We start from the raw sequence: 16623 nt of genomic DNA on the forward strand, positions 1-16623 counted from the left end.
TATGGATATTTATGTAACTTGATATGAAAAGAGTGGGCGCTTTGTTACAAGGTTTCGCGCATCAATTCGATATAGCGCTGCGCGCCCAAACCCAGTGACCGGTCCTTGACCCAAACCATATCCACCCATAGCCACAGCTCGTTGGTCATATTTTCGAAGCGGATCTCCAGCAGGCTGCCGGCTGCCAACAAAGGGTGGATCAAGGTTCGCGGCAACCAGGCCCAGCCGAGGCCGGCCTGCACCAAGCTGAGGGTGGCGAGGTGACTGTCGGTTAGCCAGATCTGTCTTGAGCGCACCATGCGTGGATCGGATTCCGTTACGTCGCCGCTGGCTACCACAATCTGCCGCATGTCCATCAGTTGTTCTTCCCGGATCGGTGCACTGCCTTCAATCATTGCGGGATAATCAGGTCCCACCACCGCGACCAACAGCTCGCTGCCGAACTCCTCGAAGCGCTCACGCTCGTCAATGGCGGGGCGTTCAAATACCAGAGCGATCTGTACCGAGCCTTCGTGCAGCAGCCTTAGCGCATCTGCCTGTGGTTCGGAGCGGATTTCAAGTTCCAATGTAGGGAATTCACTGGCCAGCGCCGCGAGAGGACCATTCCAAGCCGCAGAGAGCAGTTCGGGGGCAACGGCTAGTGTCAGCCGCTTCTCCAGCCCCTGATGAATTTGCAGTGCTTGTGTCTGCAGTTCCAGCAACTGGCGTTGGACCTGCCTGGCCTTGGGCTCCAGGGCGAGCGCTGCCGTGGTCGGCAGGGCTTCACGCGCTGAGCGATCAAACAGCTGTAGATCCAGCTCGGCCTCGAGCTGGGAAATGCTCATGCTGATCGCCGAGGGAACGCGCTTGAGCTTGCGCGCTGCGGCAGAGAAAGAACCGCAATCCAATACTTCGAGAAAAACTTTGACGGTTTCGCTGGTGAATGCCATGGCTTGTCAGATTTATTGATAGGAGGTTTCTTTTTCTATCAGAAGTTAGCACTTATATTCCAGCCCTTTACTCAGTAAAGCTGAGAAATTGATTAGCAGGGGCTGTCATCATGCAGGGGATCAAACGCAAGCTGGTGTATGTGACGCTATATGAAGTAATCGCTACGGCCATTATTACGCTGATACTGCTGTTGATGGGGCATGCGATTCTGGACGCGGGTGTCGCCTCGGGCATGACTTCTGCGATTGCCGTGAGCTGGAATCTGGCCTGGAATAGCCTGTTCGAAAGCTGGGAGGCGCGGCAGCCGGAGCGTGGCCGCAATATCAAAAGGCGCATCATGCATGCGCTGGGTTTTGAATTCGGTCTGCTGGCGATTCTGGTGCCGGTGATGGCCTGGTGGTTGGAAATCTCGCTGTGGCATGCCTTTGTGCTGGACATGGGACTGCTGATATTTTTTGTGTTCTATACCTTTGTGTTCAGCCTGGCCTTTGACAAAATATTCGGATTACCTTTGTCGGCTCAACCTGTCATGGTCGAATCCCAGGCTTGAAGCCGCCAATGGAAGTGATCTGCGAGAAGGGTCCACTGGTTTCAACCCTTCTCGCGGTAGAGACACTTGCAAGTCTCTTTTCTTCCGTGCGGCTGCCTGGCAGCTTACTTCTGTGCAGCTTTCAGCTTCTTTTGCTTGGCCGCCATTTGCTCGCCCAGCTCGTTCAACTGATCCTTGCTGAGTAATTTGTTCGCTTCCTTGAACATTTCCTCTTCCTCTTCCTCGATATGGTGCTCCAGCAGTTCCTTGAGCACTTTGATACGCCCTGAAAACTGGAGAGAGCCTGGGTCGGTCGCAAGCAAGTCAGGCAGCACTAATTTCTCCACCGCGCGGTGCTCCTCGACGGCTTCGTGATACATCTTGGCTTGTTCCTTGCCACCAGCCTTTTTGTAAGCCGGATAGAAATCTTCTTCCTCGAGTGAGGTGTGTACACTCAGCTCAGCCTGGATCTGCGCGAGCAGGTCGGTACGGGTTTTTACCGCACGTTCGGTTGTGCTGGTAATCTCATCCAGCAGCTTCAGGACTTTCTTGTGGTCGTCTTTGAGCAGTTCGATCGCATTCATTATGTCGTCCTCATCAGGTGCTTTAATCACGGTTGCAACCAGGGCTTCTTTCAAGAGGCCTCTCTTTCGCAGGCAACATGCTGAGCTCGCCATTAGCGCGGGGGCTCTTGCCCTCACTCAATTCATGTTGTCTGCTACAGATAGAATGGGTGACACGCGAATAGTTCAGGGAATAAACGCCGCAGCGCTTTCTTCAGGTGGTGAGCTAGGTGCTGAACTGCTTAGGGAGCCTGAGGACTAATACAAGGTATCCTGCTGTCGGCCAGGCAATTCGTCATCGTATCGCTTGGCGTCCACGGAGCCGTTCGACAGCGCCGCCAGGATGGTTCCGGCGCTGGGCAGGGTGGCAGCGGGTTGAGTCGCCTGTTCATCCCATAACCGGGATCGTTTGATAGCCCTGGCGCATTGGAAGAACACCTTCTCGACCTCGATCACCAACACGCATTTCGGCGGTTTACCCTTCACTGCAAAGCGCTCCATCAATTCAGGTTCAACTGTGATGGTGGCCCGGCCGTTCACCCGCAGCGTCTCGCCCACGCCAGGTATCATAAAAAACAGCGCGACCCTGGGGTCGGTAAGCAGATTGCGCAAACTGTCTACGCGGTTATTGCCCCGGCGCTCAGGCAGCAGCAAGGTCTTCTCGTCCTGCACCTGCACAAACCCAGGTGCGTCGCCGCGCGGTGATGCGTCCAGCCCGCCATCACCACTGGTGGCCAACACGGCAAAGGGTGAGGCCTGAATCAGCGCTTGATACAGCGGGTGGATGAAGTCGATTTCCTTCTTTTGCGACACCTCGGCGACGTCGCCGTAGAGAGCAGCAAGTTGGTCGGCGTTGTTGATGACGTGCTTGGGGTCTAGCATTGCGGCTCCCGCTTGGCAGGTGGTGGCAAGCCTAACCTTATCTCTGGAAGGCAATTTTTGCACACTGCTGTGGTTATTCCTCAGTGAAGCGGCTCGGTAGGCAGCTACCCCGACGCGCCTTACCTACCTGCTACCGCCGGATCATCGGGATTCTGCTCACGCAATTGCTCCATTAACATCCTCGCCTCTTGTGAATCCTGCCCACCTAGATAACTTACCAATGCCAGGCGCAGTTGGCGGTTGGCAGGGTCGGCAGCGAGTTGCTGTCTGAGCAATTCACGAGCCTGCTCGGGCTCGCCGCTGTCGTGCAGGGCGATGGCCAGTACGTAGGCGTAGTCGGGGTTGTTGGGTGCCAATTGGTGGGCTTGGGTGAAGGCGGGCAGGGCGTCTGCCAGCTTGCCCTGGCGGACCAGCGCCATACCCAGTGCATGCTGCAGGCTGGCTTCCCCTGGATGAGCTTTGAGCGCTTTGTGCAAGATGGCCAGGCCGACCTGGGGTAGGCGGAAGTATTGCTCCTGCCACTGGGCTTGCATGATCACGGCGGGGAAAAAGGCCGAATCACGCTCCAGTGCCGCACGCAAGGCAGCTTCAACCCGATCTTCACGGCCGCTCAGTTGATAGAGCATGGCTAAATTGAAGTGGGCGTCAGCACGCTCAAGGAGGTTATTTTGTACCTGCTCGTATTCAGCCTGCAGCGTCGGCCAGGTGGTCAGCCCGGATTTGGTTTGCGCCGATAGTTGCGCCAGTTGCCAGGCGACAGCGAGGCGAACTGCGCGTACAGGATCGGATGCCAGGGGCGCTAGCAAGTCTGCGAGTTGGGTTTCACTGGCCAGAGCCGGCAAGCTGTTGGCCGCGGCGACCCGCACGCTGGGATCAGCATGCTGAAGCGCACTGGCTAATTGCTGCAGCGCGGCGAGTGACGGATAGCGAGGCAGTTCGCTGATCAGGGTGGCGACTCTGATGGCGGGCTGATCGTCACGGGCCAGTTGTCTGTTCAGCGCAGCTGCGGCGCCGGGTTCGCCATCGCGTGCCGCTGACAGATCCTGCGCGTAACCGCCATCGCGTGGTTCCGCGTCAGGGTATTGCGCCAGATACTGGGCAACCAGCTCTGCCGGCTCAACTTGCTGATGGCAACCCAGACAAGCGTCGGAATGCCCCAGTTCCAGCGCCTGAGCCGGGTTGGGTGAAGTAAAGCTGTGGTCATGCCGCAGATCGTTGGTCATATACAACTTGCCGGGCATATGGCAGTTGATACATTGCGCGCCGGCTGAGCCATTGGGGTGATGGTGGTGGGCTGGCGAATCATAGTCTTTTGCTTGCAGGCCGCTGCCGTCAATCGCCGCGCGAATGGGCTGCGCATTGCCGTTGTGACACTGCGTGCACACGCCATTGCCTGACGCGCGCAGTTCGCCGCTGTGCGGGTTGTGGCAATCGGAACAGGCCACGCCGGCGGCGTGCATCTTGCTCTGCTTGAAGGAGCCATATTCGAAAACCTCGTCCTTGATCTTGCCGTCTACTTCATACAGATCCGCGCTGAGAATACTTGGCAGAAAGTCGTCCATCAGCGCGTTGCTGTGCTGGTAGCCGTCGTCCAGTGGCGCACGGCGGCTATGGCAGCGCGCGCAGACTTCCACTTCTGCAGTGGGGGCGATACTCGGGTTGGCGCTGAAGCCCTTCGAGTTGTTGTGTTGTTCCGGCTTGGATGCCGAATGGTTTTCAGCCCAGGTCAGGTGGCCAGAAGCAGGGCCGTGACAGCTTTGGCAGCCGACGCCGGGCGCTTGCCAGCGGCTGGCGAAGCTATCTGTGGCGGCATTGTAATTGCGCTGGAAGTCAGTGGCGTGGCACTCGATACACATAAAATTGGCGTTCTGCACGGCACCAGTCCAATGCAGAGGGCTGTGGTGATCCACGGCCTGGTCCTGATACAGATGAAACCAGGCCTGTTGCTGGGTATCCCAGGCCATGCCGTGGGCCTGCAAACGCCCACCGGGCATCTCCAGCAGGTATTGCTGTAGCGGCTCCAGACCGAAGGTGTAAGCCACCTTGAAATCGGCCGATTGGCCGTCGGCACCAGGGGTCCGAATCACCAGCGCGTCGTCCTGACCCAGGAACAGATGGCTTTCGGTATCCGTATCGATCTGTTGTCCGCTGAAATCCCCAAGTACTGTTTGCTCAGTGGCAGGCTGCATGGCCAACTGGTGGTGGGAACCCTGCCAGTCGGCAAAGGCGGCGGTGTGGCAGCCTTGGCATTGGCTTTCTTCCACCCAATGTGGCGTGGCTATATTGGCTGCGGGCCCGGGCGTGGACGCGCTGGGCAACTGAGCAGCCCACCAGGTGGTACCCACTGCGGCAATTACCAGCAACGCGAGCAGCCAGATCCAATGTCTGTTCATGATCGCGCCTTCATGCCAGCTTCCATCAGGCAGTGGGCCCTGTTAGGAATGCGCCGGTCATCACAACGGACAGGGGCCGAGATTGGCGCTGATGATGTCGCGGTCAAGGTCATCGGTAGAGCCGTCGATATTGAAATCATAGGTGCTGGAACCGCCCCAGCGCGCCTGCACGGCGGCCTGCGTGCTCAGATCCAGATCATCCACTGCACCATCACCATTTCCATCACCGGGGCAGCTGATCTGTGAAGCAAGCACGCTATTGAGCTCGGCTCGCAGCAGATCCAGATTGCGCTGCTTTTGCGGATTCAAACCCTGGGTCGTCAGATTACGGTTGGCCTTGTCAATCTGGGGTAGCCTCGGATTCTGATCAATGGCGTAGAACTCTTCAGTGACTACTTCGACACCGTCGTCGAGGGTGATGTCGTAATCCAGCGCCTGATTGCGTACCAGTTTGAAATCGTCATTGCGCACTGCCTGAGTAGTGGTCGGGTTCATGACTATGCGGTTGCGCTCGTAATTGGCTGGGTCGTCATCATAAATCGCCTGGTTAACTTCCCAGCATTGGGTCAGTTCGCCCCTGAGTACCGCTGGATCGTCAGCCCCAATACCCCACCAGACCCCAGCGTTATCTTCACATACGTTTTTGCTCACCGGAGTGTGAGAGCAGAAGTTGCCATAGAACACGCATGGACCATTACGGCCGCCATTGAGCTGAAGATTCAGCCCGCCCTGGGTGAAGTTATAGTCGCGCAGGCTCTCCTGATCCGGGGTGCTGAGGTAGGGCTGCATACTGACCGAGTCGACGCCCCGCGGCACCGCGGCGGGCACATCAATACCGGCCGTTTCGCCAAATAGCTGAAATACGTCCGCAGCGTTAATCATATGCTCTACGGCACGGCCAGGTGCTTCGACCATAGGCCCGGCGACGATTAACGGCACCCAGACCCCGGTCTGATACGCCGTGCCCTTGGCGCGATTCGGATCAAAGGGCGCTTTGACCAGATTGCCGAAACTGCCGTTATCGCCTACGACCACCACCATGGTGTCGCTGGCAGCCGGATCGTAGATCAGCGAACCATCGGACTGCGCCTGGGCTATACCGGTTTCCACCAGCAGCCGCCCCAGTTCGGTATCCATGGCCTCGATCATCGCATCGGACAACCGCCGTTGATTGGGCAGATTGGCGCAGTTGCTGTTCAACTCGGCATTGATGCCCGATGGCAGCAGTTCGGCAGGGGGCTGTTGTAGTGGCTTGTGCACCGAGCTGAAACTCAGGGTGGTCATCCACGGGCCTGGTTGGCTCTTGCGTGCGTTGATCCATTCGATGGCCGCGTTCACTTCGATGGTTGAGCGCCAGCCGCGCCCGCGTATGTCACTCAAGGGCGCCTCAAGTACCTCGCCTGCTGCGTTAACTACCAAAGGCGATACGTAATGCGCGTTCACCTGGTCGAAGTTGACCTGTGGCGGGGTTTCGCTTTGGCAGATATCGTCAGGAACCAAGACCCCACCCCGGGAAACGCATTGCAGCCCGGCCGAATCACCCAGCGCACTGGCACCGACAATTTCCGTACACTGGCTGCCGTTCGACGTGGGTACATAGCAGGCGCCGCTGTAGGCTCCATTGGTCTGGGTTTCATCCGGGATGTATCCGCAACTGTGCGTCCCAACTGCGGCGACACCACCGGCAGTGGTATCGATGGAGCCAGGCTCGCCGCTGATCCAACCGTAAAAGTTATTCCAGCCAATTTGCGCCGGCGTGCCGTTGCCGGCTTCGTTGTTCTCTGCCTGGGCCAGGTGAAACTTGCCGAACATCGCGCTGGTGTAACCGGCAGGTTCCAGCAGTTTGGCCGCAGTGATCTGTTCTGGGTCAGTCTGCGAGTTGGCCAAATCGTTAGGGCCGATCGCCTGATAGATGTTGGTACGAAGTGGATAGCGCCCGGTCATCAGCACGGAGCGCCCGGGGGAGCATTCAGGCATCGACCAGGTATTGCGAAAGCGCACTCCGGCGTCCGCTATGGCGCCGATGGTAGGCATGCTGGGCGGTTCTGCACCGCCGTAGCCAAAGGCACTGAGCTGATCAATGCCCACGTCATCCATGATCACGAATAGAATATTCGGTGTCGGGTTCTCAGTGACGGGTGGGGGATCCTCAGCATTTGAGTCAGAGCCGAATCGGCAGGAGGCAAGCACAAAAAAAGTCATCACCAACAACACTTTGGCGCCGTGCGGAGTTTTCAAAGGTAACCCTTCTTATTATGGAGCGTTATTTATGGCCGGAGTATCGGGCCATCAAGCGCTGCGCGCAAGCTAAGGTTAGGAGGCGGCAGCTAGTGTTATGGATAGACCGCTGGAGCTCATCCGGGTTGTGCTTCAGCTATAAAGGGCGTCTCGACGCACAGCCGATTGCGCCCGCTGTGCTTGGCCTGGTACAGCGCCTTGTCCGCGCGGTTGAGCGCGGCTTCGACGCCCTCATTGCCTACCATGACCTCAGCGATGCCAATACTCACAGTAGAATGCACCAGGTCATTGTCGTTGACTCTCACCTCCAAGGCTTGCACGGCTGCGCGCAGGCGTTCTGCGCAGCGGTTGGCCTCTTGCAGATCCGCCTCCGGTAGCAGAACGACAAATTCCTCACCACCAAAGCGCGCCAGCAGATCCTTTGTACGACTGTGTGTTTTCAGTGTTTGCGCAATGCTGACGAGGACTTGATCCCCGCAGCTGTGCCCATACTGGTCGTTCACCTGTTTGAAGTGATCAATGTCGACTACCAGCACAGCCAGCGGCGTACCCCGATTCTTAGCCAGCTCCAGCAGATAGTCCGCCTCGGAAAAGAAGAACCGGCGGTTGTAAAGCTTGGTGAGCGGGTCGGTGGCAGCCTGCTTTTTCAGCTCCTCTTGGGACGCGCGGATATCTTCCAGAATCTTGATGCGGTGGGAGATGATAAACGCCAGGGTCAGGGCCTCAAGTACGATGCCGATACCCACCCCGTGGCTGCTGAGATAGGAGTGGGCAATAATCCCCTTATAAAACAGCACCGCGATACCGTTGAACAGCACAAAGAAACTGTGGCCGATCAGAAAGTACACAACCAAGGGGTTGCCCTTGCGGTACAACGAAATGCTGACAGAGAAGGTCACCACCATCATCAGCGCGGCCAGGCTACTGGCGGGCTTGAGCGCTGCTGAAATATCAAACAGACCCCAGATCAGAGTGCCGCAGAGCAGCGCAAGCAGGGCCTGCAGCACGCGGTGCTCGGTAGGGTAAAAGCGCTTGGTCTCGAACACCGCCATCATGAACAGCATCAGAAAGATCGGCATGGTGATCAACGAGATATTCAGCTTGAACACCCCGCTGCCATAGACATCGAAGGTGCTGGCGATCAACCCGTAGGACAGCGCAATCCACACCAGCCCGGAGATCAGGTAGAACGAGTAGAAGATGTTCTCTTTCTTGCTGGTAGCGAAATACAGCAAGCCGTTATAAACCACCAGTGCGAGCATCATGCCCACCAGCAGAGCAATGTCGGTTTTGATGCTGATCAGCGCGCGCCTGGAGGTTTGTTCATCCAGTACCTCGACGGCGAACCATTGATGCGAATAGGCATGGCTGCGCAGGTACAAGGTAGTGGACTGGGCGGCGGGGATCGTCAGAGGGTACACGGCGGTGCCGCGGTACATCAGCGGATCATCATCGATCTCTTCCATATCGAGCGACTGCTGATCCACCAGCCGGCCATCGCGTTCCTGATAAAAGTCGACCGAGCGCACATGATAAGCGTGGGGCAGGTGCACAAACAGCTGTTGCTGCTCACCGGTGGCATTGTCCAGAATCACCTTGAACCAGGTCACCCTGGCACTGGTGCCAAGTGTGGTTTTACTGTTGGTGGGGGTAAAGGGCAGGGCGGTGATGTCTTGGTAAGTCAGCGCTTGAGAGTCATCGATGAAGTAGCCCATGCTGAAATCAGTCAGCGAGACCGGCGTTTTTGTAACGTCGACTCTGGGCTCGGCCCCCGCAACGCTCGCGTTGATCATGAGGAGCGATAGTAATATCAGCTTCTTGAGTAATTCCATCTACGATTGCCTGTTTCGCTCGTGAGTGCACTGCAAGGCAACCTTCAGGCTGCTGCATTCCGTTGCGTTCTAGGGTGAATATACTCCATGTCGGCGGTACAAGCCCAGCTTAGAGCGGAACGATATCTGCCTGGGCAGGTCTTTAAAGTACAGCCAACAAAGGAGTAGTCGCATGTTGAAATTTCTAGGCAGCACCATTGGTATCATTTTTTTGATCGGTCTGGCCGTTGTAATCGGCTTTTTCATGCTGATCTTCTGATCAATTCGCAGCCGCCGGCTCAGCGCCTGTTGAGCCGAATGGCTGGGACTGATGATGGCCTATGGCCTTCTGTCGGAAAGTCGATGCATATTTACAATATGTCAGACATTGGCGATACCGCGAATAGTAGCCTGAGGTAGACTTCTCGCTTGGAAAACTGTTCTGCCGTGCGATGTATTGCTGTGCACGCCCGTGTAGTACCTCAGTTGATCAGAATCCTTCCACGACCTGAGATTTTATGCTGACGGGTAGTTACGACCTTTTCATGGTCTTCATTTCTTTCTGCGTGGCAGTTCTTGCCTCGTACACCGCACTGGATCTTTCCGGCCGCGTTGCCACATCAAAAAAGAATGCTGTGCCCTTCTGGATATGCGGGGGCGCGCTGGCGATGGGCATTGGTATCTGGTCTATGCACTTCGTCGGTATGTTGGCGTTCAGCCTGCCGATCCCCATGGGTTACGACCTGACCATCACTTTGCTGTCGCTGGCCTTGGCCATTATTGCGTCGGGCTTCGCCCTGTGGATGGTGGCGCAGCCGGAGATGCCCTGGACACATCTGCTGATTGGTGCCGTGGCTCTGGGCGCGGGCATCGCCGCGATGCATTACCTGGGTATGTACGCACTACTGATGCAGCCGGGCATTGTCTATGACCCCTTGCTGGTGGGCTTGTCGCTGGTAATCGCGGTCATTGCGTCGGCATCCGCGTTGCTGATTGCCTTCCGCTTGCGCAGAAACACGGCCTATGTGAAAGCCTGGCGTATGGGTGCATCGCTGGTCATGGGCGGCGCCATCATCGGTATGCACTACACCGGCATGGCCGCGGCAGGCTTCCCGGAGGGCAGCTTCTGCGCTGCGGCGATTGACGGGCTGGACAACAACTGGCTGGCCAGCCTGGTCATTGTAGTCACGCTCGCGGTGCTCGGCATCGCGCTGCTGACCTCGGTGCTGGACGCAAAAATGGAACTCCGCACCGACGCGCTGAGTAGCTCCCTGGCGGAAGCCAACAAGGAACTGACACACCTGGCCCTGCATGACAATCTGACCAAACTGCCCAACCGCCTGTTGCTGGAAGACCGTATTGAGCAGAGCATGCAGAAGGTCAAGCGCAACGGCGGTATTTTCACCCTGATGTTTCTCGATCTGGATGGCTTCAAGCCGATCAATGACGCCTTTGGCCATCACGTGGGTGACAAGCTCCTGGAGCAGGTCGGACAACGGCTAACCCAACGTTTGCGCGCTACCGATACCTTGGCGCGGGTCGGCGGCGACGAGTTTGTATTGTTGGCGGAAGTGGATAACGCCACCGATGCATCCAACATCGCCAAACAGATTATTGACCTGGTCAATCAGCCGTTTCAGGTTGGCGAGCAGGAACTGCGGGTATCCACCAGCCTGGGCATCGTGATGTATCCGGCGGATGGCGCGGACCAACAAGAGCTGCTGATGAACGCCGACGCTGCCATGTATCACGCCAAAGCCAGTGGCAAGAACGACTTCAGCTTCTTCAACACCACCATGAACGCCGGCGCTCTGGCGCAGTTGAACCTGCTGCAGGATCTGCGCCGCGCCCTTCAGCAAGACGAATTTGTACTTTATTACCAGCCTAAATTTGCCGCCAATGGGGGACAGATCGTAGGGGCTGAAGCGCTGATACGCTGGCGCCATCCCACCCGAGGCTTACTGGCGCCTGGCGCGTTTATCGGGCTGGCCGAGAAGTCCGGCCTGATTGTTGAAATCGACAGCTGGGTGCTGAAACAAGCTTGTCAGCAAATGGGCGAATGGTACGCCGAAGGCTATCTCGACTGGTGCGTAGCGGTGAACGTCTCGGCATTGCAATTATCCCAGCCGCGCTTCGTCGACAGCGTGCAAGCAGCCCTTGAGCAAAACGCCCTGCCTGCGAAACACCTGATCATCGAAATCACCGAAACCATGGCCATGAATGACGTCGATGCCAGCATCAAGGTGTTGGAGCGTCTCGCCAATATTGGGGTAGGTGTCTCGATTGATGATTTTGGTTCTGGTCATTCCAGCCTGTTGTATCTGAAAAATCTGCCGGTCAACGAACTGAAGATCGACCGCGGTTTCGTCAATGAGCTGCAACACGGCGCCGCGGATGAAGCGATTATTTCTGCCATTGTCGATTTGGGTCAGGCGCTAGGGCTACGCATTGTCGCTGAAGGGGTGGAGACGGCAGAACAGCAAGCATTCCTCTCAAGTATGAAGTGCGACGTGCTGCAGGGCTTTTTGTTAGGGCACCCGCTCCCTGCTGAAGACTTTATTGGCAAATTGGCTGAAAAGCGCACTGCCAGCTAAAGCATTCGGACCGCCGCGGCGCCCCGGATGCTTGTCAGCAAAATCGCATTCAACTTTCAATTTCCAACTTCAGCCAGCCTGTACCGCATCGGCCTGTTTCAATTGCTTGTGCTGGTCTTCGTTACTGCCATGCTTCCAGTAGCTGGAAATATACAGATCAGCCCGGTCTACCTGACGCTCCTCGCGAAAATACTGGCGCAGGGCGCGCATGCCGGTGAACTCGCAAGCCGCCCACACATTGACTCGGCCGTCTGGCCAGGGCAATTGGCGCATACGCTCGGCCAATGCCTCAGGGCGGTGGCCGGGCTCAGGGTTGATAAGCCAGATCAGTTCCATCCCCGCGGGCGCGTTGAGCTGTTGAATGTCCGCCTGGTCGATTACCTCAAGTATGGCGGTGCCCCGAGCGTCGGCGGGTAGAGCTTCAATATTGACGCTGATCGCGGGTAACGCCGTCATGTCGCCAGCCAGCACAAAGTAGTCCGCACTGTGGTCGAGCGGCTTTTTCGCGCCAGGGCCGCCAACCAGGATGCTGTCGCCGGTCTGGCAATGCGCCGCCCAATGCGAGGCCGGCCCACCATCGCCGTGCAACACAAAGTCCACGTCGATCTCGCCAACGCGTTGCTCGCGGATCGTATAGGTGCGCATCAGCGGTTTGTTTTCTGGACCTGCGTCGAACATCAGCTTGATGTAGCCGCCTGCCTGGTCTTCGGGAAAGTCCAGCATGCCGTCGCCGCCGAGAGTGACGCGCAGCATGTTCGGGGTAACGTTGTGCTTGCTAATGACGTGCAGATTACGGGGTAAAGCGCGTGCCATGGATGTTCCTCGGACGAGTGTCGTCCCGTTTTCGGTCATATGCCAGGCGATACGGAAGGCTGCTTGGCCTCTGTTGGGCGCAAGTCAGGACGCCATATTAACGCAAAAGAGGAGCCTGGATCGATTGCCGATTTGCGACTCAAGGCGATTTCGCAGCAACAGGCTGTTGCAATGATGCGGGTGCCGCCAGACGTCGGTATGCGCATAATGCCGCCTTTGATCAGCAGGGGTGTGGGCTATGTCCGGCAGCAATCAGTGGAGCGGTGCAGATGCGTCCCGCATCATCGAAATGGCCTGGGAAGACCGCACCCCGTTTGAAGCGATTGAAGCCCTGTACGGGTTGAGTGAGCCGGCGGTAATTCAACTGATGCGCAAGCAACTCAAGCCCGGCTCCTTCCGCTTGTGGCGTGCGCGCGTCAGCGGCCGCAAGACCAAGCATGGGGCGCTGCGTGATCCTGGGGTTATTCGCGGTTATTGCCCGACCCAGTACAAGCGTTAGGTCAGCGGAAGATACAGGCATCCTTGCCTGAGCCTCGCGGGTGTCAAATGCGGAACTGACCTACCAATGAGCCTAACCGGTCGCCAAGTGACGACAGATCGCGAGCGGTCTTGGCACCATTGGCAGTTTCATCTGCCACGCTTTCCACTGCTGTGGCGATCTGATGCACGCTGCGGTTGATCTCCTCCGCTACGGCCGTTTGCTCCTCAGCGGCACTGGCGATCTGCGCGTTCATGGAGTTGATGGTGCCGATCAGCCGTGCGATGGCATCCAGTGACATGCCCGCTTTATTGGCGTGCTCGCTGGTGACTTCACCGGCATCGCTGGAGCGGCGCATTGAAGCCACCGCGGCCTCCGTGCCCTGCTGCAGGCGCTCGGTCATGCCCTGAATCTCCTGGGTGCTCTGCTGGGTACGGCTGGCCAAGGCACGGACTTCATCAGCCACTACCGCAAAACCTCGTCCTGCTTCACCGGCACGGGCTGCCTCGATGGCTGCGTTCAGCGCCAGCAGGTTGGTCTGTTCTGCGATGGAGCGGATTACGCCCAGCACGCTAACGATCGACTGCACATCCTTTTGCAGGGTATCCAGCGTGCTGCCGCTGCTGCGGATGTCCTGCACCAGGGTATGAATCTTGGCGATACTGCCATCAACGATGGATTTGGCATCCTGGCCTTCTCGATCAGTTTGTTGCGCCGCTTCCGCTGCGCCCTGGGCGCTGCGGGCCACTTCTTGCGCCGCGGATGACATCTCGTTGATGGCTGCGGCGACCTGCTCGGTCTCGCTGCGCTGTTTGCCCATGGCAGCGTCGGAACGCTGGGCCTGGGACGACACATCGGCAACCAGCACCGTTAGCTGGCCGGTCATCTCCACTGTCTGCCGCACCAGCCCGTGTACCTTGTCTACAAAGCGGTTGAACGAGGTCGCCAACTCACCGATTTCGTCGTTACTGGTCACCGGCAGCCGGCGGGTCAGATCACCTTCACCTTCAGCAATGTCGTCCAGGTTGCTCTTGATCTGTTGCAGTGGGCGCAGCAGGGTGTTGGCCAGGATGACCCCGGCGATGCCAAAGACAATCAACAGCACGGTCGCGATCACCAGGATGCTGGTGATGATGGTGTTCACGCGTTCGCTGATGGCGGCTTCCACGTCGGCGAGCTGTGCGTCTATACCGTCCAGGTTGATAGCTGTGCCTATGGCCATGTCCCATTTGGGCAGATAGTAGCTGTAAGCCAACTTCGGCACGGTAACGGCTTCGTTGCCGGGTAACGGCGAGGAGTAATTGACGTAGTAGCTGTTGTCCTTCGCTACGCGGACCAGCTCACGGTTGATATAAACGCCGTTCGAATCCTGGCGGTTAACCAGGCTGTTGCCGACGTCTACCGGGCTATCACCGCGGAAGAGTCTGACCACGTCGGAATCATGGCCGAAAAAGTAGCCGTCTTCGCCGAACTTTATCTTCGATAGCACCGCGATGGCTTGTGCGCGGCTGCTCATGTCGCCGTCACTGGCGTTCTCGTAAAGCGTCTGAACCGAACCAATGGCGATCTGGATGTAGTTGCGCAGCTCCGTGCGGCTTTCCTCCATCAGCCGCTCGCGGGTGGTCTCCAGCTCATGCTCGGCAAGATTGTTCAGAATATTTGCGGCCGCGCCGCTCAGTACCAGGGCAAAAAGAATGACCGGGACCAGAGCCAGCAGGACGACTTTCGACTTAAGGGACATGCGCACGTGTTTCTCTCCGAGAGGTCGGCAGTCTCACACATGCCGTTGCTTGTCTATCGGCAGCGCCGAAGGTTACTGAAGAAGAAAACCACGAAAGAAATTCCTCTCGGACGGGTTTTCCAGCTTCCCCAGCTTTGGCATGCTGATGCTTGTCACTTATTTCGTCCATCGCGGGTGAGTCATGAGCCAAGAACACACAAAATCCCGATTCCAGGCACTATTGCAGCGTCCGGCTGAACCAGGCGATGGTCAGCCATGGGCTTTTATCGTTCTGCCTAAAAGCGCGAGCGACAAACTCCCGCGGCGCGGCAGAACGACGGTGGATGCTTCCGTCAATGGCCACAGCTTCCAGGCCACGCTTGAGCCCGATGGGCAATTGAGCCACTGGCTGCGGTTGGACGGCCCGCTGCTTGATACGGCTGGCGTCACTATAGGCGCCACTGCGGAGTTTGAGATCACGGCGGTGGAGCAGGAACCGGAGCCCGACATCCCAGCTGATTTGCAGCAGGCGTTGAATGCTGCTCCTGACGCATTAGCTGTGTGGCACGACACCACCACCATCGCGCGCCTGGACTGGATACATTGGATTACCACCGCCAAACAGACCAAAACACGCGCGAAGCGCATCAATGACGCTTGTAGCAAACTTGCCCAAGGCAAACGGCGGGTGTGCTGTTTTGACCCCTCGGGTTTTTACAGTAAAGCCTTGAGTGCCCCCAAAGCAGTGGACTGAGTTATTGGGTCGGATTTAGGCAGAGCCAGGTTGGGGAAAGCGTGGTGCTCGTTTTTCCTTGAAGGCGGCAATACCTTCTGCTGCCTCTGCACCACCCAAAGCGATCGCCATCAGCTGTTTTTCACGGTCAAGTTGCCGTCTGAATGCGTTCTGATCGGGGCCGTCAAGCAATTGCAGGATCGCGCTCTGCGATGCCCGCGCACCCTCGGCCAATTGCTGGCCGAGCTCCAGTGCGACCTGCAGAGCTGTTCCCGGCTCGACCACGCGGTTGACCACGCCCGCCTGCTGAAACCTTTCTATCGGCAAGCGCCCGCCAAACAAGGCAATCTCTGCAGCCAACTGATGGGGCAAGGACTGGGCAAGAAAGGCCGAGCCCCCGCCATCTGGCACCAGTCCGGCTTTGACGTAAGCCATGGATATATAGCTGCCGCTGGCCGCCACGATCAGGTCAGCGGCAAATGCCAGCGACGCTCCTGCACCAGCGGCGCCTCCCTCAATGGCGGCAATCACCGGCTTCGGGCAGAATTTCAACTTCAGCACCAGATCATGCAGGCGTTGGATCAGCGCCGCACGTTCCTCCACGGGTAGGGCAGCACGGGTTTCCAGCGAGCGCAGATCACCACCCGAGCAGAAGAAGTTACCTGCGCCGCGCAGCACCAGATTGGCGATCTGCGGATCTGCAAGCGCGTCGTCGATATGCTTTTCCAGCAGTATGTACATCGCCGTTTCAAGCGCGTTGCGCTTGTCTTGCCGGTTCAGCGTCAACACCAGTGTGGGGCCGCAGCGTTCAGCCAGAATGATGTCGTTGGTATCGGGCGATGTCATGGTGCCTCCGTAGTCGAAAATCAGTGGCTACGAATATACCTGTTTGGGTCGCGGCGGCAGGGCGCATAAGTCGGTTGAATGGTGGTCAATCCA

14 protein-coding genes are annotated in these 16623 nt (G+C 57.7%); 5 read left to right on the forward strand and 9 right to left on the reverse strand.

The annotated features are described in order from the left end of the window. Nucleotides 1-44: 44 nt before the first annotated feature. Entirely contained in the window at nt 45-929 is an 885-nt protein-coding gene (locus tag DT594_RS02665) for a LysR family transcriptional regulator (protein WP_149331245.1), read from the reverse strand. Nucleotides 930-1039: 110 nt separating this feature from the next. Here DT594_RS02665 and DT594_RS02670 point away from each other — a divergent pair, with 110 nt between their 5' ends. After that, nucleotides 1040-1480, forward strand: coding sequence for a PACE efflux transporter (locus DT594_RS02670; protein ID WP_149331246.1), 441 nt, complete (start codon nt 1040-1042; stop codon nt 1478-1480). Between the two features lie 104 nt (nt 1481-1584). Here the strand turns inward: DT594_RS02670 and DT594_RS02675 are convergent, their stop codons facing one another. The 5 genes from DT594_RS02675 to DT594_RS02695 all read right to left on the reverse strand — a co-directional run bounded on the left by DT594_RS02675 (nt 1585) and on the right by DT594_RS02695 (nt 9367). Continuing rightward, on the reverse strand, nt 1585-2043 hold the full coding sequence (locus DT594_RS02675; protein ID WP_149331922.1) for a PA2171 family ribosome-binding persister protein: 459 nt from the start codon (nt 2041-2043) through the stop codon (nt 1585-1587). A gap of 237 nt (nt 2044-2280) precedes the next feature. Continuing rightward, nucleotides 2281-2904, reverse strand: coding sequence for a pyridoxamine 5'-phosphate oxidase family protein (locus DT594_RS02680; RefSeq protein ID WP_149331247.1), 624 nt, complete (start codon nt 2902-2904; stop codon nt 2281-2283). A gap of 119 nt (nt 2905-3023) precedes the next feature. Further along, entirely contained in the window at nt 3024-5297 is a 2274-nt protein-coding gene (locus DT594_RS02685) for a tetratricopeptide repeat protein (RefSeq protein ID WP_149331248.1), read from the reverse strand. Between the two features lie 60 nt (nt 5298-5357). Further along, nucleotides 5358-7499: a sulfatase-like hydrolase/transferase gene (locus tag DT594_RS02690; protein WP_149331249.1), complete on the reverse strand. Its 2142-nt coding sequence runs from the start codon at nt 7497-7499 to the stop codon at nt 5358-5360. A gap of 152 nt (nt 7500-7651) precedes the next feature. Further along, nucleotides 7652-9367 carry a sensor domain-containing diguanylate cyclase gene (locus DT594_RS02695; protein WP_149331250.1) on the reverse strand — a complete coding sequence of 572 codons (1716 nt, stop codon included), beginning with the start codon at nt 9365-9367 and terminating at the stop codon, nt 7652-7654. A gap of 172 nt (nt 9368-9539) precedes the next feature. On the opposite strand from DT594_RS02695, the gene DT594_RS19190 reads away from it, so the two are divergent. After that, nucleotides 9540-9626 (forward strand): small membrane protein YohP, encoded by an 87-nt coding sequence (locus tag DT594_RS19190; protein ID WP_463478140.1) that lies wholly within the window; start codon nt 9540-9542, stop codon nt 9624-9626. A gap of 238 nt (nt 9627-9864) precedes the next feature. Continuing rightward, nucleotides 9865-11940, forward strand: a complete 2076-nt coding sequence (locus tag DT594_RS02700) for a putative bifunctional diguanylate cyclase/phosphodiesterase (RefSeq protein WP_149331251.1) — start codon at nt 9865-9867, stop codon at nt 11938-11940. Nucleotides 11941-12009: 69 nt separating this feature from the next. Here the strand turns inward: DT594_RS02700 and DT594_RS02705 are convergent, their stop codons facing one another. After that, nucleotides 12010-12753 carry a siderophore-interacting protein gene (locus DT594_RS02705; RefSeq protein WP_149331252.1) on the reverse strand — a complete coding sequence of 248 codons (744 nt, stop codon included), beginning with the start codon at nt 12751-12753 and terminating at the stop codon, nt 12010-12012. A gap of 238 nt (nt 12754-12991) precedes the next feature. Here DT594_RS02705 and DT594_RS02710 point away from each other — a divergent pair, with 238 nt between their 5' ends. Then, a complete protein-coding gene (locus DT594_RS02710; RefSeq protein ID WP_149331253.1) occupies nt 12992-13252 on the forward strand; it encodes a TIGR03643 family protein in 261 nt (86 codons plus the stop codon). Between the two features lie 43 nt (nt 13253-13295). Here the strand turns inward: DT594_RS02710 and DT594_RS02715 are convergent, their stop codons facing one another. Then, a complete protein-coding gene (locus DT594_RS02715; protein ID WP_149331254.1) occupies nt 13296-14978 on the reverse strand; it encodes a methyl-accepting chemotaxis protein in 1683 nt (560 codons plus the stop codon). Between the two features lie 175 nt (nt 14979-15153). Between DT594_RS02715 and DT594_RS02720 the strand changes: the two genes are divergently transcribed. Next, on the forward strand, nt 15154-15705 hold the full coding sequence (locus tag DT594_RS02720; RefSeq protein WP_149331255.1) for a YdeI/OmpD-associated family protein: 552 nt from the start codon (nt 15154-15156) through the stop codon (nt 15703-15705). A 15-nt stretch (nt 15706-15720) separates the two neighbouring features. Here the strand turns inward: DT594_RS02720 and DT594_RS02725 are convergent, their stop codons facing one another. Continuing rightward, nucleotides 15721-16530, reverse strand: coding sequence for an enoyl-CoA hydratase-related protein (locus tag DT594_RS02725; protein WP_149331256.1), 810 nt, complete (start codon nt 16528-16530; stop codon nt 15721-15723). Nucleotides 16531-16623: the final 93 nt, after the last annotated feature.

Origin of the sequence: Halopseudomonas laoshanensis, assembly GCF_008365385.1 — a bacterium.
GTDB lineage: Bacteria > Pseudomonadota > Gammaproteobacteria > Pseudomonadales > Pseudomonadaceae > Halopseudomonas > Halopseudomonas laoshanensis.